Origin of the sequence: Flavobacterium sp. FlaQc-49, assembly GCF_044005985.1 — a bacterium.
GTDB lineage: Bacteria > Bacteroidota > Bacteroidia > Flavobacteriales > Flavobacteriaceae > Flavobacterium > Flavobacterium cupriresistens.
This window is the reverse complement of record NZ_JBIPCS010000001.1, coordinates 655,150-680,564: the sequence shown is the minus strand read 5'-3', so window position 1 is coordinate 680,564 and position 25,415 is coordinate 655,150. Positions and strand designations below refer to the sequence as shown.

General features: G+C 36.3%; 17 protein-coding genes. 8 read left to right on the top strand and 9 right to left on the bottom strand.

Annotated elements, in window-relative coordinates; genetic code table 11:
- Window positions 1–29 precede the first annotated feature (29 nt).
- Window positions 30–845 (bottom strand): DUF1338 domain-containing protein, encoded by an 816-nt coding sequence (locus tag ACHRV3_RS02400; protein WP_395434414.1) that lies wholly within the window; start codon window positions 843–845, stop codon window positions 30–32.
- Between the two features lie 187 nt (window positions 846–1,032).
- Between ACHRV3_RS02400 and ACHRV3_RS02395 the strand changes: the two genes are divergently transcribed.
- Window positions 1,033–1,506 carry an Lrp/AsnC family transcriptional regulator gene (locus ACHRV3_RS02395; protein WP_047778841.1) on the top strand — a complete coding sequence of 158 codons (474 nt, stop codon included), beginning with the start codon at window positions 1,033–1,035 and terminating at the stop codon, window positions 1,504–1,506.
- An 849-nt stretch (window positions 1,507–2,355) separates the two neighbouring features.
- Here the strand turns inward: ACHRV3_RS02395 and ACHRV3_RS02390 are convergent.
- From ACHRV3_RS02390 to gndA, 6 genes are all read right to left on the bottom strand, one after another.
- Entirely contained in the window at window positions 2,356–3,699 is a 1,344-nt protein-coding gene (locus ACHRV3_RS02390; RefSeq protein ID WP_395434412.1) for an amidohydrolase, read from the bottom strand.
- Between the two features lie 76 nt (window positions 3,700–3,775).
- Window positions 3,776–4,633 carry a helix-turn-helix domain-containing protein gene (locus tag ACHRV3_RS02385; protein ID WP_395434411.1) on the bottom strand — a complete coding sequence of 286 codons (858 nt, stop codon included), beginning with the start codon at window positions 4,631–4,633 and terminating at the stop codon, window positions 3,776–3,778.
- 273 nt (window positions 4,634–4,906) lie between these two features.
- Window positions 4,907–9,046, bottom strand: a complete 4,140-nt coding sequence (locus ACHRV3_RS02380) for a glycosyl hydrolase family 18 protein (protein ID WP_395434409.1) — start codon at window positions 9,044–9,046, stop codon at window positions 4,907–4,909.
- 506 nt (window positions 9,047–9,552) lie between these two features.
- Window positions 9,553–10,272, bottom strand: a complete 720-nt coding sequence (gene pgl / locus ACHRV3_RS02375) for a 6-phosphogluconolactonase (protein ID WP_395434408.1) — start codon at window positions 10,270–10,272, stop codon at window positions 9,553–9,555.
- A 1-nt stretch (window position 10,273) separates the two neighbouring features.
- Window positions 10,274–11,791, bottom strand: coding sequence for a glucose-6-phosphate dehydrogenase (gene zwf / locus ACHRV3_RS02370; RefSeq protein ID WP_047778836.1), 1,518 nt, complete (start codon window positions 11,789–11,791; stop codon window positions 10,274–10,276).
- Between the two features lie 21 nt (window positions 11,792–11,812).
- A complete protein-coding gene (gndA, locus tag ACHRV3_RS02365; RefSeq protein WP_230002191.1) occupies window positions 11,813–13,219 on the bottom strand; it encodes an NADP-dependent phosphogluconate dehydrogenase in 1,407 nt (468 codons plus the stop codon).
- 361 nt (window positions 13,220–13,580) lie between these two features.
- On the opposite strand from gndA, the gene ACHRV3_RS02360 reads away from it, so the two are divergent.
- The 7 genes from ACHRV3_RS02360 to ACHRV3_RS02330 all read left to right on the top strand — a co-directional run bounded on the left by ACHRV3_RS02360 (window position 13,581) and on the right by ACHRV3_RS02330 (window position 23,763).
- The gene (locus ACHRV3_RS02360; protein WP_230002190.1) at window positions 13,581–14,147 is read left to right on the top strand and encodes an RNA polymerase sigma factor; all 567 of its coding nucleotides are present in this window, start codon (window positions 13,581–13,583) and stop codon (window positions 14,145–14,147) included.
- Window positions 14,148–14,611: 464 nt separating this feature from the next.
- Window positions 14,612–15,457 carry a FecR family protein gene (locus ACHRV3_RS02355; RefSeq protein ID WP_395434407.1) on the top strand — a complete coding sequence of 282 codons (846 nt, stop codon included), beginning with the start codon at window positions 14,612–14,614 and terminating at the stop codon, window positions 15,455–15,457.
- A gap of 69 nt (window positions 15,458–15,526) precedes the next feature.
- Window positions 15,527–18,760 (top strand): TonB-dependent receptor domain-containing protein, encoded by a 3,234-nt coding sequence (locus ACHRV3_RS02350; protein WP_395434405.1) that lies wholly within the window; start codon window positions 15,527–15,529, stop codon window positions 18,758–18,760.
- A gap of 498 nt (window positions 18,761–19,258) precedes the next feature.
- Window positions 19,259–20,563, top strand: a complete 1,305-nt coding sequence (locus ACHRV3_RS02345; RefSeq protein WP_230002187.1) for a hypothetical protein — start codon at window positions 19,259–19,261, stop codon at window positions 20,561–20,563.
- Window positions 20,564–20,691: 128 nt separating this feature from the next.
- Complete coding sequence (locus ACHRV3_RS02340; RefSeq protein WP_395434404.1) at window positions 20,692–21,537, top strand: choice-of-anchor J domain-containing protein; 846 nt, start codon at window positions 20,692–20,694, stop codon at window positions 21,535–21,537.
- A gap of 72 nt (window positions 21,538–21,609) precedes the next feature.
- The gene (locus ACHRV3_RS02335; protein ID WP_395434403.1) at window positions 21,610–22,383 is read left to right on the top strand and encodes a hypothetical protein; all 774 of its coding nucleotides are present in this window, start codon (window positions 21,610–21,612) and stop codon (window positions 22,381–22,383) included.
- 21 nt (window positions 22,384–22,404) lie between these two features.
- Window positions 22,405–23,763: a S41 family peptidase gene (locus tag ACHRV3_RS02330; RefSeq protein WP_395434402.1), complete on the top strand. Its 1,359-nt coding sequence runs from the start codon at window positions 22,405–22,407 to the stop codon at window positions 23,761–23,763.
- Between the two features lie 537 nt (window positions 23,764–24,300).
- Here the strand turns inward: ACHRV3_RS02330 and ACHRV3_RS02325 are convergent.
- A complete protein-coding gene (locus tag ACHRV3_RS02325; RefSeq protein ID WP_395434401.1) occupies window positions 24,301–24,723 on the bottom strand; it encodes a nuclear transport factor 2 family protein in 423 nt (140 codons plus the stop codon).
- A gap of 17 nt (window positions 24,724–24,740) precedes the next feature.
- Window positions 24,741–25,409: a response regulator gene (locus ACHRV3_RS02320; RefSeq protein ID WP_230002182.1), complete on the bottom strand. Its 669-nt coding sequence runs from the start codon at window positions 25,407–25,409 to the stop codon at window positions 24,741–24,743.
- Window positions 25,410–25,415 lie beyond the last annotated feature (6 nt).

The following is a 25,415-nucleotide window of genomic DNA, read 5'->3' as shown; positions in this document are numbered from 1 at the left end:
TGGAATAAATCTTCTTTTAAAGCGTATTACTATTTATTGTGTTGTAATTGTACGTCTGTACTTTCAAATATCTTGTCAGCAGAAGAAGCAATAAATCCTTGGTACAGTTCACCGTTGGCCATTGGATAACGAAGCGCGAATTCGTAATAACAAGAAGGGATTTCTAAAGCGCCTTCCTCAAAATTAACGACGTGTAAATCTGCCAAGGTGCTGGATTGTTCTAATAATTGCTCCGGTGTACCTTTAATTTTTCCTCCTGAGGCATTTAATTTCCATCCGTTATCTTCTAAGAAAGCATTTAGATTCTGTAAAGTAGCAAAGCCTTTCAAGGCGTTAGTATTTATTGTAAAATGGTTCGCGCGGAATCCGTAAACATACATCCAAGCCGCATATTCAGATTCGGCCAATAGGGATTGGTAAGTGGCGTGTGAATTGGCGTTCCAAACGGTTCCGCTCAATACTAATTCCGGATGGTCAAATAGCTTTTGATCGCAACTGTCTAAAATGCTTTTTACTGTCTGCTGCAATTCAGATGAACATTTTTCCAGTTCCAATTCAGAAATGAAAATTCTTGGAGCATTTTGATCCGTAGCATGTTCGTAATGTTTAGCGAACAATTTTTTAGACTCAAAATGGTATTCTCCTTTAGCTTCGTAACCAAGGTTTACAAAAAGCCTTTCTAATACGGCAATATTTATTCTATTATCATTGAATGTGCGGATCGCAATATGATCGTTTTTTATCTCTTCTCCTTTTTGTTCTAATAAGTCATGAATTTTTTTTGCTGATGGGGTAATTTCAGCGTATTGTTCCCATAATTTTGACAGTAATTGCGTCTTGTCCATCTGTAAAAAATTTTAAATGTTATTATTACACAAATCTATATATATAACTGTTATGTTATTATTATTACTGTACGATTATTTATAAATAAATGGATTAGCTGTTTTTTTTTGTAGATTTGACACTTATAAAAACAGTTTTAATCTTAAAGTTGTCAAAATAATAGAATCAAGTAAATCATTTGTAGCTATGTCAATCATAAAACACAACGAAAACACTGACTATTTAGATCAGGAAATTTTACGAAAGCTGGATGAAAATGGTAGAATCCCTTTTTCTGAAATAGCAAAAGATTTAAATATTTCTAATTCATTAGTGCATTTGCGCGTTCGAAAAATGCAGGAATCTGGAATAATTAAAGGGTTTTCTGTTAAGTTAGATGCTAAGGGAATTGGTTTTGAAACGATAACCTACACAGGAATTGCAACCAAAGAAGCGCGTTTTGCTTATTCGATTTCTGAACAATTGGAGAAAATCCCTGAAGTAGTAGAATGCCACTGGGTTTCGGGAAAATATGCTTTGTTTATAAAAATTGTTGCTGCGAATAATGAAGAGCTTCGCAAAATTTTATATGAACAGATTCATCAAATCGAAGGAGTAGGGGGAACGGATTCTTTTATTTCGTTTGGTTCTGCATTTGAGAAAAATCTGCCTGTGAAATAAGTTGTTTTTTTAAGTAATATGTTTTAGCTGGAAAATTTAAGGGTAGATTTTTTGCACGTGGATTTGGCAGATTCTGCGGATTCTACGGATTTTTTTTATTTCATTGTGTTTAAATCTGAGTGAGATTTTTTTTGACAATCTTTGAACTTAATGAGGTTGGGCTAAAGCCATCATCAAGGGCTTTTTAAATCCGTTGGTTAAAACCAACGGCAATTAAAAAAATAGGTATTTGATGTTTTTTTAAACAATAAAATTGCCCAAATGTACTACGCGTTATTTTTATTTCATTCTGCTTAAATCTAGATGAGACTTTTTTTGACAATCTTTGAACTTAATAAGGTTGGGCTAAAGCCATAATCAAGGGCTTTTAAATCCGTTGGTTAAAACCAACGGCAATTAAAAAAATATGCATTTGATGTTTTTTTTAAACAACAGAATTACCCAAATGTACTACGGGTTATTTTTATTTAAGTAGACTTGTAATTTCTTTAAACTCCCTTGACTTTGCAGGTTATAGAGGTGTTGTTGTTTTATAATCAGGTATGTATGTGTTAGTTGGTGCTGTGAATAATCACTAAGAATTTGAATTGCCGTTGGTTTTAACCAATGGTCGTTTGTTGCCAGAGTAATAGGCTTTAGCCAAAAATCTCAAGGCAAAGTTTTGGTTAAAACCTAATATCATTAAATTAAGAGATTTTTTCACGCAGATTTGGCAGATTTGGCGGATTTTTTTATTTCATTCTGCTAAAATCTGCGTGAGACTTTTTTTGATAATCTTTGAACTTAATAAGGTTGGTCTAAAGCCATAACCAACAGCTATTGAAAAAAGGCATATTTAATAGACAATATTTAATATACAATATTTCCATTATGAATAAGAGAGCGCACCGGAGACATTCTCGATACAGCCTCAGCAGAGCAGCTGGCCTCAATCAATACTACATCTGCAGTATCACCCGCTTTTGGCCATTGTTGAATTCCTTTATCATCTAATGGTAACGGACCTGCGGTAGCGAGTTTTAACATTCTGGATAAGCCGAATTCTGTAACTTGTCCGTACAATTGTGCTGCAAGATTGGCTTTTTGCAACACACTTCCGGTTCCAAAAGTATTCCAATGATCGATAATACTGTCGTTTCCGGTCATTACTTTTACGCCATGTTTCAGTAAAGTTGGAATAGGCATCACAAGAGTACCGAAAGGAACAGTAGAAACAATGCCTATCTGAGCTGCGGCCAGTTTTTGTGCCATTTCTTCCTGTTTGGGTTTGTCCAGTTTTCCAAGAATAAAACAATGACTTACGAAAGTTTTTCCTTTCAGACTGGTATTTTCGTTGACTTTGTCTATTAGATATTCAACGGTTTTTAGTCCCGATTCGCCAGATTCATGCAAATGGATATCAATTCCTTTGTTATGGTCGAGAGCCAGTTGTATGGTAAAATCCATTGTTTTTTCAATGGCACCGTCAATCGTGTAAGGATCGACTCCTCCAATAAAATCAATGTCCATTTTTGCAGCTTCTTTTAGATAAGGAACCGTATCGGTATAAAAAACACCGTGTTGTGGAAAAGCTACCAGTTCTGCTCCAAAACCATTCTTTTTATTTTCTAAAGCGATCTGTAGGTTTGTTAAGGATTGTAGCTTAGAAGTAGGCTCAATGTTTACATGGCTGCGGGCAAACGAGGTTCCGTGTGATTGTAACAGTTCGATTAGTTTTTCAGCTTTATAGGTTGAATTTTTTAGCAAATCAGGCATAATTTGCTGCTCTAATGTTATCATGCCTTTTACACCACCATTTCTCTTTTTTACTGCTTCCCAGGAATCGCCGTATAAAGTTTTATCCAAGTGAATGTGCATATCACGAAAAGCCGGAAGCATTAAAAAACCTTTGGCATCTATGGCCTCTGAGTTGGGTTTATTTGGCGAAATAGACTTGATTTTGCCATCACTGATTTCTACGCAAAAGAGTGCTGTTTTGGTGTGTACAATTTCTTCTTCTTTATATTCAAAGCCTGTTTCTAATCTAACATTTTTTAAGGTGTACGATTTACCTGCTGCTATTTTTATATCAGAATCGGTTTTCAGGGAAGAGGCCGCTGCCGAATTTAGAAATCCGGAGCCAATGGCCAGTCCGGCAACACTTAATGCGGAGTTTCTTAAAAAGTCTTTGCGGGATATTCCGGAATTTTTCATAGTAGTTATAGTTTCTACAAATATAACCGTCATAAAGAATCCGAATGTGAAGGATTTATTCCAAGGCTTGTAAAATTTATAACAAATCCCGAAAATCAGTAGGTGTTGTTCCGGTTTGGGTTTTAAAGAAATTGGAAAAATAAGCATGGTCAATAAATCCCAATTCAAAGGCAATTTCTTTAACAGACACGGTGGTGGTTTTAAGAAGACGTTTGGCTTCCAGTACCGTTCTTTGCTGTATGAGTTGTGTTGCTGAAATCTTTAGATATTTCTTGCAAAGGATATTGAGATAATTGGCCGAAATGTGAAGTTTTGCCGCATAAAAGGACACTAGTTTTTGTTCTTTAAAAGAGACATCAATCAACTGTTGAAATTTTACGATGCGTGGCTCAGCCTCATAGTTGTTCAGATCGGTAAAAATTGTAGCGGCAGATTTACTTATAATAGAAGCGATGACGGCCGTACGGGAACTGATTAATTCTGAGAGGGAGTCTTCAGCAGCTAACTCATTTTTAATCGCATCAAATTCATAATGAAGCAGTTTAAAGGAATCCGGTTCCAGCTCAATAACAGGATGATTGTGATACTCGACGAATGAAAATCTGAAACTGGCAGAAAAACGTTCAAAAAAATGACGATCAATCATCAATTGATAGCCTGTTGTTTCCGGTTCGATATTCCAGGTATGAACCTGTCCGGGGAATAAAAGATGAATTTGTCGGTTGCTAATTTTATACTCTTTAAAATCAATAGTATGATTCCCTTTTGCCTGATCAAAAAGAATGATGATAAAAAAATCGTGTTGATGTGGTTTGTGAATATGTCTTTCGCCATGCAGTTCATTAAACAAAAGCGGCTCTTTAGAATGGAGTCGGTCTTTTCTAAACTCTTCTAAACCGAGAAGCGGAATATGTTTGTTTTTGTTTGTTAGCATCACATGGGGGTAGATTTCTCTGTAAAGTTAACTATAACCGTATGATTTTGCAAAAGGATACAATGGAGTACAAGGGTTTTGCATTTTCTCCAAAGAAGTCAAATTTAAAAAGTAGAGACAAAAAAACCTGACAATAAAATTGCCAGGTTCAAAACACTCTACTTCGGATTAATACAAACTAAAGATGGCTCATAATTCCAGAGTATTTTGCAAAAAAAAAATAAAACTAAAATGACTTAGCTTTTATTGCTTTAACATTTTGTTGCAAAATTCTTAGTTTAAGAAGTTTGCTACTTTGAAAGATTTTTTGTTTCCTGCTTTGTTTGTTACTACAACGATAAACAATTGTTTCGTCGAAAAACTATAGTTTTGAAGCAGTATTTCGTTATTGTTCGTCCTGTTTTTGTAACTGGCTAAAGATTGTCCCAATGTATTAAACACGTCGACCTGAGCAATATCTTCCGTCTCGCTTTTAACTAGTAGAGCATTGTTTTTGAAATAAACCACTGTATTGTTTTTTGCTTCAATTTTGTCAAGAGATAACTGTGTTGCAAAATAAGTAGCATACGCATTTGAAAATTCATATCCGGTTCCGCAGCCTGCATCCCAGTTAATCGACCAGGTCATTACTCCTCTCATATCAGGATAAGGACCACCTTTAAGTGTGTAATTTCGTCCTGTATAATTGATTCCGCTTCTTAAATAATTAAAAGCTTCAATTCCTTTTTGCGGTGTTATATAACTTGCAGCCTGAGCTGCTCCGGTACAAGCCGGAATCGCTATGACCACTTTGGATGCGGGTAATGGAGGGAAATAAAAGCCTGTAGTGCTTACATTAAATCCTTTCATTAACATTTCTGACATGGATACTAAGAAATCGGGTTTTCCTTGTTCATAGGCAAGGTTGTCCAGCGCTACTATTGATCCTGTATTGTATAATTGCACCATCAAAAGATCCAGCTCGTTGCGTAGATTATGAATTACGGGTAAGAAAGAACCAACTCCGTTTCCATAGGTATTATAACCTGCCTGAACGTAGTAGGCTTCGGGAGCAGCTGTCAGAATGAATCCGCTCCCATAATTTGTTTTTAATTCTTTAAAAGCATCTACGACATTTTTTAATTTTGGATAAGTGGAAATCGATGAATAGGAGAAATCTTTAAGTGCTCCTGCTTCGAAATTCATTGATGATCCTTCAAAATCAATATCAAGACCGTCAAAATGATATTGATCAACAATCGTTTTTATGCCGCTTACAAAAATGTCTTTTTGAGCGACTGTTTCTAACACTACATGACCATTTTGCCCTCCTATGGATACAAGAACCGGAATTTCTTTATCTCTTAAGAACTTGATATCGTTTTTTAATAACTGAGGATCAAAAATACCATTTGTAAAATATCTTGGCTCGTTTACCACAAGGACTGGTGTATAGCCGTCTCTGTTTTTAGTTTCAATGAAGGAGTAAATGACTACATTAAATTTTTTATCCCCCATTTGATTGAAGTATAAAAACGGTGCACTTGAGTTTTCCCATCCGTGGGCATAACCAACAATTACCTTCGCCGGGAGAAGATTAAATGCAGAATTAACGATATTAATCGATTGGTTTAAGGTGTTTTCGCCTCCGGAGTTATCCTTGGCTTTTACAACTATTGCATATGTTTTGAAGGCAGTTGGAGTGAAAGTGTAATTGTAAGTACTTCCCGCGCCCTTTGTCATCGTATAAGAAACCCCATCAATACTAATAGAAGCACTGGCAACTGTACCATCTTTATCTGTAATAGTAACACTGACCGATACAGTCTTAAATCCCGAAGCCTGATTGATAGTAGTTGATGCCGGATCAATCCAGGTGATTTCGGGTACTATATTTGGACAATTGACACCGGAACATTGTAAATAAAACGTTTTACTGTCTTCTGCAGTGATTGTATTTGACGCTGTTACCGTTGCTTTTAAGGTGTAATTTTTATTAAAATCGGCTAAAGTTGGTGTCCAATTGGCTACATATTCGGTTGCTGTTGAAAGTGTTCCTGTAATCGTTTGTCCATTGATGTTAAATACTACAGAAGAAATAGTCACGGACGGATCTGCAAAAGTCAAATCAGCATTGGCTTTGAGTTGAACAACCGTTCCTGGTGTAACTGCTACTGTTGTTGCTGTTGGACTTGTAATCGCAATTTGTGGTGTGACAGCGCTTGAATTGAAATTATAAACTTTTGATACCGTTGGAATCTCAAAGTTTGCCAAATCAGTTGGGAAATAGTCAATTCCATTATTATCCCAAGTATTCAGTTTTAAGGTTTGTACTTTTGAATAACCTGCTAAATCATCATTATTAAAACTGTACGCCCCTTGTGCATCTGTAGTTGCAATTATGGTTTTATAAGCATGACTGGAGTCGGTCCAGGGTAAGGTTAATTCTAGTTTTGCTCCTGAAACCGGAGTTGAACCCTTTTTAACTGTACCACTAATTTTGTTTATAATGGCATCTTGGGTAAAGTCTAATGTTTTGTTGGCGTCAATTGCAGCATAAACGGTATTAGCCGGAGTATAAGTCATCCCTGTTTTAGCGGCTGTTACAGCGTAATCTAATCCTGCGACCAAATTGGCAACGGTGTAATTGCCCGTAGCATCTGATGTAGCGTTCAGAGTCATAGTTCCGGAAGTTGCAGAAACTACCATTCCTGAAACTGCAGTAGTTCCATTTTTAACAGTTCCGCTAACGGTGTAAGTAGGGCGTGCTGTTCCTTGAAGTACTACTGCGGTTTGATCCGTCGTCACATTTGTAAAATTTGTAGCTGTAAATGTATACGCCGGATGAACAGCGATAAGGCTGTAATTTTTTCCGGAGGCTAAATTATGGAAAGTAAAATTACCAGTAGTACTAACTGTAGTCTGCAGAATTGCATTGTTTGAATCTCTTAATTCAACTGTAGCATTGACGATCAAAGCAGTTCCGTTTTTTACAGCACCACTAATACTTACTGTTCCGGGTAAGATAGCCTCAAACGAAGTATCTATCTGGTTTAGTAATGCATTTGGAACTACGCCTCTGGTATCCTGAGAAAGTTCCCAAATCATTCCTCCGGCCAGATTTCGTGATTTAAGATATTGTACTTTAAAGTCTATAGATTGTTTGTCTTCATAACTGATAAACTGGTGTGTACGGTCGTTGTATAGATAAGGAACTTTAGTAGTGTTGTCAAAGTACCTTACCCAACCGGCAGCAGCGGCGGTGGATGTTACCAGCATGGTAGTTGGATCTAAATAAGGATGTGGATTTGTAGTTTGGTTTCCTACTAAATCACAGATTTCAATACTTCCCGAATTTTCACAGGGTTTACCTGAATCCCAGGTTCCTAATGGAGGTTGATGATTGGTGCATCCTGAAATGATATCTTGTGGAGCTGAAACAAATAGACCCGGATGATTTGGATCTGTTCCATTATTGGCAACATTGTTAAACAACTTTCCATAGTAAGGCAATCCCATGATTAATTTATTGGATGGAATACCCACAACGTTTAGAAATTGATTCGTTAACTCGTCTAATGATTCAGATTGTGTTGCGCCGTATAAAGGATCGTTTGTGTTTTCACTGGCATATAAAGGAGCATTATAGCACGTTTTATCATACCAGTTTCCACCAAAATCATATCCAAAATAAGTGATATAATCGCAGTAAGTCGAAAGGTCTTCTGTCATTCCATATTGAGCTCTATTGTTAGGCCCCAGATATTGCTGAGAAACATTTTTCACATTATTCCCGGCGGCGATCGAGATTAGTTTATTAGGCATTACACGACGCATTTCTTTTAATAGGTAGACAAAATTTTTGTTATCATCCGGATTGTGATTTTGTGCAGGAACCGGAGCATCATTAAGCATTTCCGTTCCGTCTGTTCCTCCTTTTACAGGATATTCCCAATCAATGTCAAACCCGTCAATAAAGGGATAATTGGAGATAAACTGTGCCATATCTGCTACTAAAGCATTTCTTGCTATAGGGTTTGCGGCTATTGGTGATAAATCCTGACCTTTGGTCCAGCCTCCAATCGAAATTAAAACCTTTAAATGCGGATACTTTTGTTTTAACTTCATTAAGTCATAAAAGTTCCCTTTTACCGGAGCGTCCCATGGTATTCCGCCTTCCATATGTTCAAAATCAGCATAGGAGTCTAAACATCTTAATTTGGTATTTTCGGGATGGGCGGGATCGTAGGTTGTCCCATAAAAGGAATAGTTTAAATGGGTTAATTTACTGCCGTCTATTTTTGGAATATTAAAATCCCGTGCATAAATAGACCATTGTGCATAGTAGCCTATTACTTTTTTACCATGAGCTGGTTGAGCTACTGCCAGTAAAGGAAATAGTAATAAAAAGATTAATTTGTAGTACTGTTTCATAGGTTTAATTTTTGATTAAGAAAGTGTGAAAAACCCCAATTTGTATCAACTTGCCAAACTTAAATACGGTTTATAAATACGATAATCATAATCCAATCGGTTAGGGCTGATAAACATTGAAATTATAGAAATCAATTCATTATTTTTTTTACTGAAATAATTCGGAACATGCAAAAAGTATAATAAAGCAGGTTGATAAAGAATGAGGGCGAAATAGCAATACCTTCATTTTTTTTCAAAAATATTAAAGAGCAGTGTAACAGAAATAGTTGGTTGTATAGATGTATGATTAAAAATTATAATTGATATAATAAATTCAATACCTATGCTATTAGAGGTTTACATTAGAACAACCGGAAAATTTTGGGTCAATATATTTTTTTCAGTAGCGAAAAAGGCATTTAATTTAGGATGCTTTAAAAACAAAAAAAACAGTTACAAGAAAATCTCGTAACTGTTTAAGTAGTATTTTTTTTTAGCCAAATCGGTTAGGATTTGTCTAGTATTTAATTAGTTGTCCCTGCAGCACTTTTGTCTACCAAAAACAATAATTCTCCTGTAACAGGTTTTATTAGTTGCATCGGATAAGTAGTGGGGTTATAATCGCCATGTAACACTTCTTTTAATGCCGGAGCTTTCTTTCCTCCAAAAGCCACTACGATAATCTGCTCTGCTTTGTTAATCAGAGGAGCGGTCAACGTAATACGGTGCATGTTTTGAGATTCTAAACGGTAAGCATCTACCCATTTTGTTTGTTCATGCAAAACAGCTTCGCCCGGGAAAAGAGAGGCGGTGTGCCCGTCATCACCAAGCCCAAGTAAAATAAGATCTAATTTTCCGTCCGGACCAGTAATATCTTTTACGGATTGCTCATAAGTAACCGCATACGCTTCTGGTGAAACACCCTCTTTGTACATCGGAAATATATTTTCTTGCGGAATTGGAACGTGGCTCAAAAGCGTATCAAAAGACATTTTTGCATTACTGCGGTCATCATCAAGTGGTACCCAACGCTCATCACCCCAAAAAATATAAACTTTGCTCCAATCAATTTTTGATTTGTAATCGGGAGAAGCCAAGAGTTTATAAAGACCGGCAGGTGAAGAACCACCGGTAAGTACGGCGGTAAATTTTCCTTTTTCCTGTATGGCTTTTTGTGCTGACACTACGAAAAGAGTTGCTGCTTTAGTATTAATCTCTTCTATGGTGTTAAAAATCTGTATCATTTTAAATTTCTTCTTTTACGGTAGTTGTTGTGTTAGAAACCCAGGCATGTCCCTGACGTGCAAGTAATTCGTCTGCGGCTTCAGGTCCCCAGCTTCCGGCTTTGTAATTCGGGAAATTGGCAGGGGCATTGTTCTTCCAGAATTCCTGAATGGTGTCGATTGCATCCCAAGCCTGTTCTACCTGATCCCAACGCATAAACAGGGTAGGATCTCCTGCTAAAGCATCTGCAAGCAGGGTTTCATAAGCTTCCGGTGACATTGTAGAACATTGAAAATAATCAAAAACCATTTCTGCAGGTCTCAAAGAAAGCGAAAGTCCCGGTTTTTTAGTCATAAACTGCAGCTTGATATCCATAGAGGGCTGAATGTTTATGATCAATCGGTTAGGCGTCATTCCTTCATTGCCATAAGAAAAGGAGGAATGCGGTACCGGTTTGAACTGAATCACGATCGAGGACTGTTTTTCCTGCATTCTTTTTCCGGTACGCAGGTAAAAAGGAACGCCTTGCCATCTCCAGTTATCGAGGTAAATTTTCATCGCCACATAGGTTTCTGTATTAGAATCCGGTGCGACTCCTTTGTCTTTACGATATTCTGGAACGGGATTTCCTTGTATAAATCCTGCATCGTATTGACCTCTTACCGTATAATGATCGACTTCATTTGGTTTTATACGACGAATAGAACGCAGCACATCTGCTTTGCGACTTCTGATATCATCTGCATCTAAAGAAGCGGGAGCTTCCATGGCAGTCATACACAAAATTTGAAGCAGGTGATTTTGGATCATGTCCTTTAAGGCTCCGACTCCTTCATAGAATCCGCCACGATCTTCAACTCCTACTTCTTCTGCCACAGTAATTTGAACAAAATCAATAAAATTGCGGCTCCATAAGGGTTCAAACATAGAATTTCCAAAACGGAAAGCAAGGATATTTTGAACGGTTTCTTTCCCTAAATAATGATCAATACGGTAAATCTGTTCTTCCTTGAAAGTTTCGGAAAGCATCTCGTTAAGTTCAATCGCCGAAGTCTTATCGTATCCGAATGGTTTTTCGATAATAATACGATCTTGTTTGGCATTCGCAGCAAGACCTATTTTCTTGATATTACTCGAGATAGTGGTAATGAAAGAAGGGGCTATAGACAGGTAAAAAAGACGATTGGCACGCAGACCAAAAGACTCATCGATGGCATTTAACTTGGAATCTAAGTCCTGATAGGATTCTTCTTTGTCAATGTCGTGTCTGAGATAGGTAATATGTGAAATGAATTTCTGAGTATCTTCAAGGGAAAGCCCTGATTTTCTCGAAAATTTCTCTAAATTTTCCAAAACATAACTGCGAAACTCCTCATTGGTTTTTTCGGCTCTTCCCAGTGCTATAATCTGAAATTTTTCATCCATACGACCATCGAGATATAGATTTTGAAAGGCAGGGAAAAGCTTTCTTTTAGCTAAATCACCTGAGGCTCCAAAAATAACAATGATTGTTGGGTTTATATTTTTAACAGTACTCATTTTTGTTTTGCTTAAAGGTTCTTAATCATTCCATTGGGTATGAAAGATGCCCGGAGCATCAATACGTTCATAAGTATGCGCTCCAAAATAATCGCGCTGAGCCTGTATTAGGTTGGTTGGAAGATTTTCGGACCTGTAAGAATCAAAATAAGCCAAAGAATTCATTAGACCGGCAGTTGGTAAACCATTTTGCACGGCAAATTGAATAATGGTTCTGATACCTTTCTGACTTTCATTCAGTTTTGCTGCAATATTCGAATCTAAAAGTATGTTGGGTAAGTCGGTATTCTGTGCGAATGCTTTTCTGAAATCTTCCAGCACTTCTGCACGAATGATACAACCACCGCGCCATATTTTTGTTACGGTCTCTAAGTTTAAGTCGTAGTTGTATTCTTTTGAAGCCGTTTTTAACATGGCCAATCCTTGTGCATAAGTAATCAGGGTAGAAAAATACAAAGCCGATTTTAACGACGCAATTGCTTCCGTTGTGTCCACCGTTGTTTTTGCATTTTCCCAGATTAATTTTGTTGCTGCCTCAATTCTTTCCGGTTTGCTTTTTGACATATCACGCATAAACACTGCAGCATCAATAGTAGGGACAGGTACTTGCAGATCCATCGCATTTTGTGACGTCCATTTTCCGGTTCCTTTAGACTTTGCCCAATCCGATATTTGATTGATTAACCTTGAACCATCCGGTTCTGTTTTTTTAAGGATCTGTGCTGTTATTTCGATTAAGAATGATTTAAGATCGCTCTCGTTCCATTCTTCAAACGTTTTTTGAATAGTATCTTCATCGAGATTATAGCCACGCTTCATCAGATCATAAATTTCTGAAATAAGCTGCATAATTCCGTATTCGATTCCATTATGAACCATTTTTACATAATTACCCGCTGATCCGTTCCCCAGATATTCCACGCAAGGTTCTCCATCGACTTTTGCTGCAATAGCTTCAAAAATCGGACGAAGTCTTTCGTACGCTTTTTTATCTCCTCCGGGCATCATGCTAGGACCAAATCTCGCTCCTTTTTCTCCTCCCGAAATTCCCATACCAAAGAAATGAATTCCTTTTGCAGATAATTCAAGGAATCTTCTGTCTGTGTCGGTGAAGTATGTATTACCACCATCAATCAGAATGTCTCCTTCATCAAGGTGAGGTAAAAGGCTTTGGATGGCGCTATCGACAGGCTTACCGGCTGGTACCAAAAGCATAATGGCTCTTGGACGTTTGATAAGTTCCACAAAATGCTTAACGTCTGTTGTTGCTTCGAGGGTATGCTCCGCATCGGCTTCTTGCTGAAGTGAATTTACTTTTTCGGCATCTAAATCTAAGCCCGCTGCGGCGAATTTTTGGCTGGCAATGTTTAAAAGTAGGTTACGGCCCATTACGCCGAGCCCAACAATGCCAAAATCAAATGTGTTCATAATTTTTTAAATTAACTAAATTGTTAGTGTGTTGTTGTTTACAATACGACAAGGAAATACGCTGTATTGCTAATGTTCCGCTAAATTAGACAAAAAGGTTGGAATATTATAAAATAAACTCGAGCCTTTAAAGCTTTGCTGAGTAAACAGGAGATTTAAACAAAATTCAAGGAAAAGTTGGATGAAATTTATTTGTGCTCGAAAACAGCTATTTTTAATCCTACCGCTTTTTTTGTTTTGAAAAAGGAGGATTGCTTCGGAAGGGCATATTAATAAATCATTAAATGAATGGGTTATCAAAATAAGGAAAGTTAGTTTAAGGTAATTTTGTAAGGATACCTTACACCTTTAAAATTGCATTATGAATACTATTTTGATTACCAGATTGCGCGACGGAGACGATTCTTGTTTTAAAGAAATCTATGAGCTATATCACTTCAAAGTGTATTGTTTTGTTAAAAAGTATGCTGCTCAGCCTGCCGACGTAGAGGATATAACACAGAATGTCTTTATTCATATCTGGAAATACCGCACTAAAATAGATCCTTCCATTCCGTTAGACTCGATTTTGTTTAAAAGTTGCAAACAGGAAATTTCAAAATGGTATAAAAAACAGAATGAAATTTTTTCGATGGAGTATGAACAGTTGGTAAAAGATCTGGATGAAACCGATGAAGCAGAGGAGACGGTCTCTTTAAATCTGGAAAAAATAGAAATACTATTGCAGCAGATTCCGGAGAAAAGAAGAAAAATTTTTACCCTGCACAAGTTTGACGAAATGAGTTACAAGGAAATTGCCACCGAAATGGGAATGTCCCAAAGTGCTGTGGCCAACCAGATCTCCAAAACCTTACAGTATCTTAAGAAGAATTCTATAAAGAGCCATGAACTTTATTGGTTTCTTTTAATGTTCATTAACCATAATTAAACTTTGATTTTTCGGACTGTATTTCGGAAATATTTCAGGCAAATTATTGATTGTGATTCTGTTGATTTTTTCTTTTAACACATAGAAACATAGATGCGGAATTTATAATTTGTGGTGTTTTAAGGGAAACATAATTTTTTCACATAGCTTTATGTGAATTGTTTTTTAGCGCATCATCTTTTTACGCTTTTTTGACCCTATCTCTATGTATTAAAATTAGTTGCATCCAACGCGCTGTGTTATAAAATTGCGTGACAAGTGTAAATTAAATGTAAGTTGTTTTGAGCTGTTTTTTTCTAATGAATTGTTTTTTAATCGGTTTCATTGTTTTTTGCTTTTTAAGGCATTAACAAATCGTTAAGTGTCGCGACCCCCCGTGATTTTTTGGAGTAAAAATATCTAATGTAGTTAGACAGGAGAAATTCTGGAGTTTTTCCTAAAATATTAATTTTTACTAAGATAAAATGAAATCGTACAGACTACGTGAAGAATGGGATGAGTTGCCACAAAAAGGATTATTTTCGGAAGAGACAAAACTCAGAATGTGGACTAACATTCTCCGCGCAACAAGCAACAGACGCAGACGTAATTACCAAAGAGCAATCGCAGCTTGCGCGGTGCTTTTTCTATCGATTGCTGCTTACCACACTTTTTTGGCATTCAATTTTTCCAGGAAACCCGAAATTATCACACAGACATTTCCTCAGGACATAAGACTATTGCGTCTGTCTGACGGTACCCGTGTTTGGGTAAATGAAAATACTCAGATTGAATATCCGGAACATTTTGCGGCTAATGAACGAATTGTAAAATTAAAAGGAGAAGCTTTTTTTGAAGTAGCAAGAGATACTACGAGGCCTTTTATTATCAGTTCCGGTGATATAAAAACAACGGTTTTAGGAACTTCCTTTAATGTAAAAGCGTACGGAAAAATAGCAGAGGTAAATGTGAGAACCGGAAAGGTAAAAGTAGAAAGTACTCAAAATGCTGTTTTTTTAGAACGAGGATACGCTGCACTATTTTTTCCAAAAGAAAACAGAGTTAAAAAACACAAAACTACTGAGTTGGAACCACAATGGAAAAAAGCGCTGCTTGATGTTGATGGCCTAACGCTCGTTGCTGTCATCGAGAAACTTAAATCCGATCATGTCTTTAAATTGGAATACGCCAGCGAAGACCTGAAACAACTTCAAATAAAAGGAACACTTGATACCAGACAAGGCCTTTCTGAAATATTACAAACAATTGCATTTGCTCTTGAAGTTAAAATCAAACCCATCGGGGAGAATAAATTTTTAGTAAGCAAATAAGCCTTTATCCGCTAAGAAAACATGCGATTTCCTATAACCTAATATACCATTAAAACAAATTATTTACTTATGAGCTATTTTTTCAGGCAATTTCCGATTGCCATACAAATGCTGTTTTTTAGCCTATTCCTCTGTACAACCGCCACCTACGCACAATCTGGAACCGTGTCGGTAGATTTTAAAAATGCTTCACCAAAAGAAATTTTTGAAAATTTAGAATCCCGAACTCCTTATCGCTTTATTTATCAAAAAGATATAGATTTTAGTAAACCATTGATCAATCTTAAAAAAGAGAATGTAACGATTGATGAAGTATTAAAAGAATTAGAGCTGCTTACCAATCTAAATTTTAGAAGAAATAATACCAATATTGCTGTCAATAAAAGGATCGCATCGACAAAAAAAGTAGGAGGTATTTCCGGGAAAATTGTCGACAAAAATGGTTTGGCTTTGCCGGGAGCCTCCGTGAAAGTAATAGAAACCGCAAATGCAATTGTTTCTGATTTTGACGGAAATTATTCTTTTGCACTGGAAGAGGGTTCATATACCTTGGAAGTGAGTTATGTTTCCTTTCAAAGCCAGAAAATTACAGATATAAAAGTGGGAGATGCAGCAGAAATAGTCTTGAATGTAGTCTTAAAAGACGATGCGGAATCATTGGATGAAGTGGTAATCACCCAAACCTATCAAAAAGCAACTGCTTCTACGGAAGGAATGCTGCTTCAGCAAAAGAAAGCCGCTCAGTTTTCTGATGGAATTTCTGCCGAACAAATTGCCAGAACACCGGATAAGGATGTCGGAAGTACCCTAAAACGTATTACAGGAGTAACTACAATTGATGATAAATATGTGGTCGTACGTTCGATGGGAGAACGTTGGAATCAAGCTGTAATGGATGGTGTTAATTTGCCAAGTACAGATCCGAATGTACAACAGTTTAATTTTGATATTATTCCCACGGCAATGGTAGAAAGTGTTGTAGTTAGTAAAAATGCAACTCCGGATATGAATGCCAATTTTGCCGGAGGGTATGTAGAAGTAAAAACAAAAGATATTCCGAAGAAAAATTTCATGTCATTTACCGTCGGAAGTTCTTATAATAGCCGTAGTACGTTTAAAGACCGTCTGAGCAAACAAGAAGGTTCAAATGATTATATTGGGTTTGATGATGGCACCAGAGATTATCCTTCCGGTTTAGTAAATATTGCTTTGCCTACCACGGAGGCGACATCAGGGCCTTTTTTAGAGCAATCGAAAAAATTTACGGAGGATAATTTTACTACTTATAAAACCTATGCCGCTCCCGGAACTTCGTTACAGTTTGCTTTGGGACAAGTATATGAGTTAAAAGACAATAATAAACTTGGTTTTGTGGGTTCTGTTATTTTCAAAAACACACAAGATCAGTTACAAATTGACCACACCGAAAGAGGTACCTATATGACCAACTCGGAGTTTACACCGGAACAAGAAGAAGGTTATTCGACTTTTAAAAGATACGGATTTAAAAACTCGGGGGCTTCCTATAATTTCAATTCGACTTTAGGCGGAATGTTGAATGCGGGTATTCAGCTCGGAAAGCATAAAATTGCCATTCGCAATACGTACATGCACATGTACGACAACCAACTGACTCAAATTACAGGTTGGAATTTCTACGCAGGAAACGTCGAAGGAATTGTAAAAGGAACTTATTTGCCTTTTACCAAAGAAACTGATTATCCGGTTTACCAGACTTTTATTCAAAATAAAATAGAAGGAAATCATCGTTTTGAGAATTTTGAGATCAATTGGTTTGGGGCTTTTGCCAGTACTTCAAAAGATACTAAGGATGCTACTTTTTTAACGAGTTACAGAAGAAAAGTGGGAAGTGATGTTCAGTTGTACCAACAAATTTATAATGCTGATCCGGATGCTTTTAAAAGATCCAATTTCACAAACAACGAGAAAGATTATAATGTAGGAATTAATTTTAATTATGCTTTTGATTTAGGAGAATCGGTCAAAAACAACGTAAAAGCAGGATATTTCGGGACTTACAAAATAGCAACCAACCAACAGGAATCATCGGCTCTGAATGTTGTCGGGCAAGGAACAGAAACGGCTATTGTTGATTTTCCTCTTTCGCAATTGCTGGACGGTTCTTATTATCGCTGGGGTGGTTATGGCTGGAACAGGATTACGACTTATGGTAATGAATATGAGGGAGATGTCAAAATTCATTCTCCTTTTTTAATGCTCGATAATAAATTTTCGCAGTATATCAGACTGGTTTGGGGATTGCGTGCTGAAAGTTATGTCTACACCCAAATCGCGAGTCAGTCAGACAATTCGGCTGGTTTTGAAACAACGCAAAAAGATGAGGATGTGTGGCAATACCTTCCTTCTGCCAACCTGACCATTAGCCCTACCAACAAAATGAATATCAGACTGGGGTATACCAAATCGGTTTTGCGACCACAGTTTGCAGAGCGAATCAATATGCCTTATTACGACCCAATACGCGATGCAAAAGTGCTGAATTATACAGGCGGAATTGTTTCTACTCTGGTTGATAATTTTGATTTTAAAGCGGAATGGTTTCCTTCTCAGGGTGAAATTCTGTCTTTTGGAGTGTATCATAAAAACATCAAAAATCCAATTGAAGGAGTTACCCAGATTGGTAATGACGGAGGTTCGCGTACCATCTTTAATATGAACTCAGACAGTGCCAAACTATTTGGAGTAGAATTTGAAATTTATAAAAACCTCTCTTTTTTGGGTGAAGGGGATCTTTTGAAAAAAATCTTCCTATGCGGAAATGCCGCTTTTAATGATACAAAAGTAACCGGATATGTAAACATTGACGGTACAGGCGGACTTTATGAAGCCAATCGTCCTTTATACGGACAGGCTCCTTACAATTACAATTTAGGATTGGACTATGTAGGAGAACGTTCAGGGTTCAGTATCAGACACAATGCTATTGGAGATCAGTACATTCTGGTTGGTTTTGATTATCAGGCCGAAGAGATCCGTATGCCATATGCCGTTACCGATGCTCAGGTAAGTTATAAGTTTTTCAAAGAACGAAATTTAGAAATAAAACTCGGAATCAAGAATCTTTTTGATACAGCTATTGAGACGTATAATAATGCCAATAGTTACTCAAAAGATGTGGATTACGATTATGGTTCAAATCCAAGAGATCAAAAGGCACTTGGGGCAGGAGCAACCGATAAATACGATCCGTACATAGACCGAAAAATGTTTAAAGCCTGGAGTGGGAGAAGCTTTAATTTCTCTATGAATTATTCTTTTTAGTAACATTAGATTGTTGATTTCACGGAGAAAAGACCATTAAAATTAAGAAAACGTTAAGGAAAGATTTTAGCGTGATTTTTTCCCCTTTTGAAATCTAATGTATATAAATGAGACGATCTATTTTTAGCTATAAAGTAAATCTGTTTTGATATTAATTTCTTTGAAAAACTGCTACAAGTCAACACTACATCTTAACAGACGTACACAATCTGCAAAAAAAATCCAGACCGAAAAAAGCGCGTCAGAATGGTACAATAGATTTTTACGTTCTCTACAACTTATAGTATGGTTTGTTTCAGATTTTGAAGAAAATGAGCCTTTCACCGGAACCCTAAAAGTGAAAGAGGAATACTCAGGGATAGTCTCCGGAGGTAAGACGGAGACCTATAAAATACATTACCAAAAAAAGGAAAGGTCAAAGGGAAGAAAATTTGCTGCTCCTCCCAAAGACCTCAAGTGTAAAATATTAGCAGCAAAGTTAATCAAAATTCAGTTATCATGAAAAAAGTTTTTTTGTTCGCGATTGCCATTCTTTTCTTCAATTCTTGTCAAAATGATGAAGCAACAAGTGCTGATTCTTCATTTGCAATGAAATCTGCAAGTGCAGATTATTCAGGTTACCCAGCTACAGTACAAACAGTAAGTGGTAACATTACAACTAACACTACTTGGACAAACGACAGAGTTTGGGAAGTTAGCGGTGTAGTTCGTGTTATTGGAGCGAAATTAACGATACAACCGGGAACTTTTATTAAAGCTAAAGTATTAGGTTCAGGAGTTGCTACAGGGGTATTGGTTATCACAAAAACAGGTCAGATTGATGCTCAGGGTACTGCTGCTTCTCCTGTTATTTTTACAAGTTTTAATTTGTTAGACGGAAACGCTGCTACTAAAGCGACTCCTGGTGACTTTGGTGGTCTTGTTCTTTTAGGAGATGCGCAAGTAAATACAGGAGTTACTACTAACGTTATCGAAGGTTTAGGAGATCAACCAAACCCTTCTGATTTTTACTACGGAGGAACAAACAACGCTCACAATGCCGGAGCTTTAAACTATGTTCGTATCGAGTTCGCTGGTCGTATTTTAGATGCTACAACTGGTGTTGAGATCAATGGTTTAACTCTTGGTGGTGTTGGTAGTGGTACTGTTATCGATCACGTTCAGGTATCTTACGGAAGAGATGATTCATTCGAATTTTTCGGAGGAACTGTAAATGCAAGCCATTTAGTTTCTTTTGCTCCGGATGATGACAACTTTGATTTTGATTTTGGTTATACAGGATCAATCACTAAAGCGATCGCTATTGCAGATAAAGATTCTACACACAGTTTAAGCGGTGGAAACCCGGATTCAAATGGTATAGAATTAGACAATAATGCTACAGGTACAAGTACTGCAATCATTACAAGACCGGTTATCTCTCAATTGTCTATCATTGGTGCTAGTTCATCTACAAATGCTGCTCTTTATGAGAATGCAATTCACGTACGTAGATTAGGTCAAATCAACCTTTCGAATGTTACTGTTACAGGATACCTTACAGGAATCAGATGGGAAAGCCCTTCTTTACCTGCAAACTCTACATGGAGTCTTTTATCAGTTCACGGTTTCACAAATCCGGTATTGCCTGTTGGTACAGCTTTAGGTTTTGGTAGTACTACTTCTACTGTAAGCCCTGCTACAGCATGGGGTTTAACACAACCATTCTTTAATGATGGTACGTTAAACTTCGCTGGTGCAACTGGTGCATTTAAAACGGAAGCAAACTGGACAAATACTTGGACTAAGTTTACTAACTTTTAATAGTACTGTAAATTAATAATACAATTTAACGGGGCTGTCTGAAGAGTTTTTTATTGTTTTTTTTATAAAGAGTAGGATATGGTTTGATTCCTCACTTTTTAGGCAGCCTTTGTTTTAAATAGATAAAAATGAAGAAAAAATTACTCGTATTGGTTTTTATGCTTATATCCGGAATTGCATCTGCACAGTTTGCAATTTGGGAGGATGATTTTGACGATGCTGAGGCATCAGATTGGACTTTTTTGGATGCTGATGGTGATGCCATAAATTGGATTACGCGAACCAATATTCAGATTGATGGAAATGGTGTCGTAACAGACGGGACTTACAAAGTACTGGGAACTTATAATATTGATATGGCTTCGGGAGCGCCACTTGGAGTGGAACAGAAAAACTGGGCCATTATGCCGGCGGTAGATTTATCCTATTATGCAGGAAACATGCAATTAATTTTAAATGCTCAAAAAGCGATTTATGACGGACCTGATAATTTATATGTTTATGTTTCTACAACAGATACTGATCTTAAATCGTTTACTCAGATTGGGGTTTTAGAATTAACAAGAGTATCCACTTTAGATGCAGAATTTAAAGATTATACACTGGACATTTCTCAATTTGCAGGAAAAACTCAAGTGTATTTCGCGTTTTTAAATGCGCCTAATTTTGTAGTAGGTTATGAAATTGATAAAGTTTCAATTACAGCAACATCATTAGGATTAAAAGACTTACAAGGAAAAAAAGAAATTGCATTAAAACAAAATCCTGTTGAGAATGATTTGCAATTAGAGTTGGACAGCACCCTAAATGAAGAAGAAATTGCACTAAAAATATACAATACAGCAGGTGTATTGGTTAAAGAATCGAAATATAATAAAGCAGGAATTACTGTCGGTAACTTGTCGGGAGGCGTTTATTTTCTTGTTATTGAATACGGAGATGCAGTCGAAAAAATAAAATTTATCAAAAAATAGATTGGTATTGTAAAAAGAGAATTGATCTATACCAACACCAACAAGAATATCATTTTTAATAGTTTACAACTCATGACGAATATAGTAAAAGCAATAGTTCTCTTTTTTATTACAAGCCTTTTGATTGCCGCCTGCAGCAACGACGAATTAACACCCTTGTACGAGGAACAAAAAGCAGGAAAAGTAGTGATACGCGGTTATAATGGAGCACAGGATTCCATTCAGGTTTCCTTAAATGGTAAATTGCTGGTGGTTGATAAACGCAACGCCTTTTTGAAAAAAACAGAAAATAATTACGAATTTGTATTTTACGGTCAGAGCAGTAAAACTGTAGTGATTAGTCTTAAAAAAACAAAGCAAATTCTACATTCATATACTTTTACTACCGCAAAACCGGTAGATACAGTTTCTTTTTACACCAAAGAAAATGTTTGGATAGAAAATGTACTCGCTAATAAACCCGGAACCCTTAGCGCAGCAGGAAACACAGGCTATAAATTTATTTTCCCTTCCGTAAATCAATATTCTAAAAGTGGCTACAACGGTACTTTGGATGCAATCTTAAGAAAAACCAACGGACAACAAATAGGCCGAATAGAAAACATAAAGAAAGACCGTTTCAGTAGCTTTTTAGAGTTTCCGTTCAGTTTACCCCCAATCGTCAATGTTGAGCTAGTCAAACACGGAACAGATGAATCTTATGTACCAGGGAGAAAAGTATCTTTTTTAATGGTGATGCAAAAGAATAAATCAAAGTTAATCGTACTGGAAGAAAAAGCGGATGCAAATGGTGCTTTTTCAGGAGTAGAAGGGAGTATTAATTTAACGGATTATTTTTCTTTTTAAATTTTGAATGTCTTTCAATCCATGAAAAAATATCATTTTACTTTACGTTTTTTCGTCCTTGTTTTTTCTTTGATGATTTCCTGTCAAAGTGATCCCGTTCCGGTTACGTATGAAGAAGGTACCAATCAATATGTAAATGACTGGATGTACGAACAAATGAAAAAGTATTATTTATGGAACGAAAGTTTGCCTAAAAACACAGATAAGTCGCTAAATCCAAAAGAATATTTTGAGAGACTATTAAATGCGGAGGATCGTTTTTCTTATGCAACAAATGTGACATTGCCGGAAACAGCCCCCAAAAGCATTAGAATCTCCTACGGATTTGACATTTCTTTTATTGAATATGAAGCACAAGTTTATGGTGTTGTTTTATATGTACTTTCCGATTCGCCTGCGGAACGATCAGGTCTTAAAAGAGGTCAGCTTATAAAAGCAATAAACGGGGTTGCGGTAAACAATCAAAATTTGGAACGTTTGTATGCCGATATTCTCAATTCTGAACGCATAAATTTGAAACTTACTGAATATGCCTCGCAGTCCGGATTTTCAACTGCAAAAGAAATGGAGATAATTCGGGGGTTTACTTTTTCGCAGTCTATAATTCATAAAATCATTTCAAATAATAGTCAAAAAACGGGGTACATCGCCATCGCTCATTTTGATAGCGGACTTGCAGCGACGTTGTTGTCCGTCTTTAGCGAGTTTAAAAAGGAATCAGTTACCAAAGTGATCGTCGATTTGAGATATAATGGAGGTGGAGATGTCTCATCGGCAACAGCATTAAGTATTCTTTTGGCTCCAAACATTAAACCGGATGATTTGTTTATAAAATTTAAAGGAAATAAAAACGGAGGTTTTGTAAATAAGTCCTTTAAAGAAGCATTGGAAATGAACGAAACTCAAATCGGTTTTGAAGCCTTAAGAACTGCACACCCATTATTAATTCAGGAGCTGTATGTGTTATGTGGAACGCATACCGCATCGGCTTCTGAAATAATTATCAATAATTTAAAGCCGTTTATGCCTGTAATTTCGATAGGCGAAAAGACCGTAGGAAAAGATGTAGCGGGTTTTGCTATAGAAGATGAAAGACCTTCTTCAGGTAACAAGGGATGGGTTTTATATCCCGTGATTTATAAGTTGTTTAATGCCAACGACGAAGGCAATTATGCCAAAGGAATAACCCCCGTTGTTGCGCTAAACGAACTACAGGAAATGGAGATTTTTCCCTTGGGAGATCCCAGAGAAATTTTAATCAATAGAGCTTTGAATGGGGGAGTGAACGCTAAACAAAATAGAAGCTCAGCTGTAAAAAGACTATCCTTAAAAACAATTTACAAGGATACAGATCCTTTCTTACAGATTAATTTGAAATAAAAATTTAGCGATTCTAGAGAGAAAAAGTAATCTTGTACAGCTATGGGCAAAAAAAGTTTGACACGAATTACACGAATTTGCACGAATTAAAATTTTAATTAATAAAAAGAATTAGCGTCAATTCGTGTAATTCGAGGCAAAAAAATCTGTGCGAATCTTTTTAATCTGTGGCAAAAAAAGGTTGACACGAATTACACGAATTACACGAATTTGCACGAATTAAAATTTTAATTAATAAAAAATTAGTGTCAATTCGTGTAATTCGCGGCAAAAAAAATCTGTGCGAATCTTTTTAATCTGTGGCAAAAAAAATTAGTGCCAATTCGTGAAATTCGTGTTTAAAAAAGATCAGAACAACCGAATAGGTATAAAATGTTTTGTTGTGTTTGTGTCTCGTTCCGAATAAGCCAATTTTGTGTCAACTTATTTTGGGACGGGACTTTGTATAAAAAAAGTCTGATTTCTATAATCAGACTTTTTTATGACAATCGTTTTTCGTTAGCATGCCTAGCGGCATTATGGGAAATGAAACGAGTCTTATTTTTTTTCAAAATTTGTAGAAATCTTATCAACGATATACCAGACCCCATTTAATTTAATCATATTGAAATAATCAGTAAATACCCTTTTTGGAGTCTCAATTTCACATTTTGCAGAAGCAACATTTTTTGTATAATTGATATCGAGTATAGTACCTTTCGTATTTTCCATTTTTGGACGAGGTTTGAACCCGGCCAGATAGTTTTTTCTGTTAATTATGGTAATCTGATCGTCTTTGATGAATTTTAAATGGCAGGAAGCGTGCATTGCCTTTCCAACTTTTAAAGTATCACCGGTCATCCAGCCGTCAAAATAGGTTTCAATTGTTTGTTTGATCAAATCCTTTTCTTCTTTTTGGGCATGACTGTTAAAAGAAAAGAATAAGGTTAGCCCCAGGCATAAAATTCTTGTTGTTTTCATTTATAAGTGTTTAATAATTACAATAAACCTAATTTTTTAGCCTTGTCGATTAAGTCTTTATCTCCACCTTTACCTTCTAAAAGCTGGTCTTTTATATTGGCTTTGCGTTTTTCAATAGCACTCATGGATAATGGAATGTAATTGGGCAGATTAACCGTTTTTACGCCCTCTGCCAATAATATCAAAATCTGACTATCATGATTATCCCAGTTTATATTTTTCTTTAATAATTCTCTTTGTGATTCTATTATTGTTGGACTTTTGTAGAATTCTCCATTTAAAACTTTTTGACAGATGACCGGAAATAATTCAAAATTGATATCGCTTTTTGAGATAAATCCTTCGGGTTTTATTTCTTTAATTATTTTATCAACCGTCAGAGCTTCACTGTGCATGGTAAGAAGAACGACTTTACAGAAAGGGAATTTTTTTCTGAGAAGAGAAGCCAAATCAACTCCACTATTAATGTTTAAATCTTTATAAGGAGGGATGCTAATGTCCAGTAATGCAAAGTGTATTATACTATTCTGTTTTTCGTATAAGTTTATTTTATTATATGCCTCTTCACAATTATAACTTTTTATAAAATGCAAGTTTTTTTCTTGTAAGCTACTGTATGATAGTAGGTTAATGTAACTATCGACGGTCATCGGATGATCGTCAACTATTAAAATGTTTAATCCCATAATTTG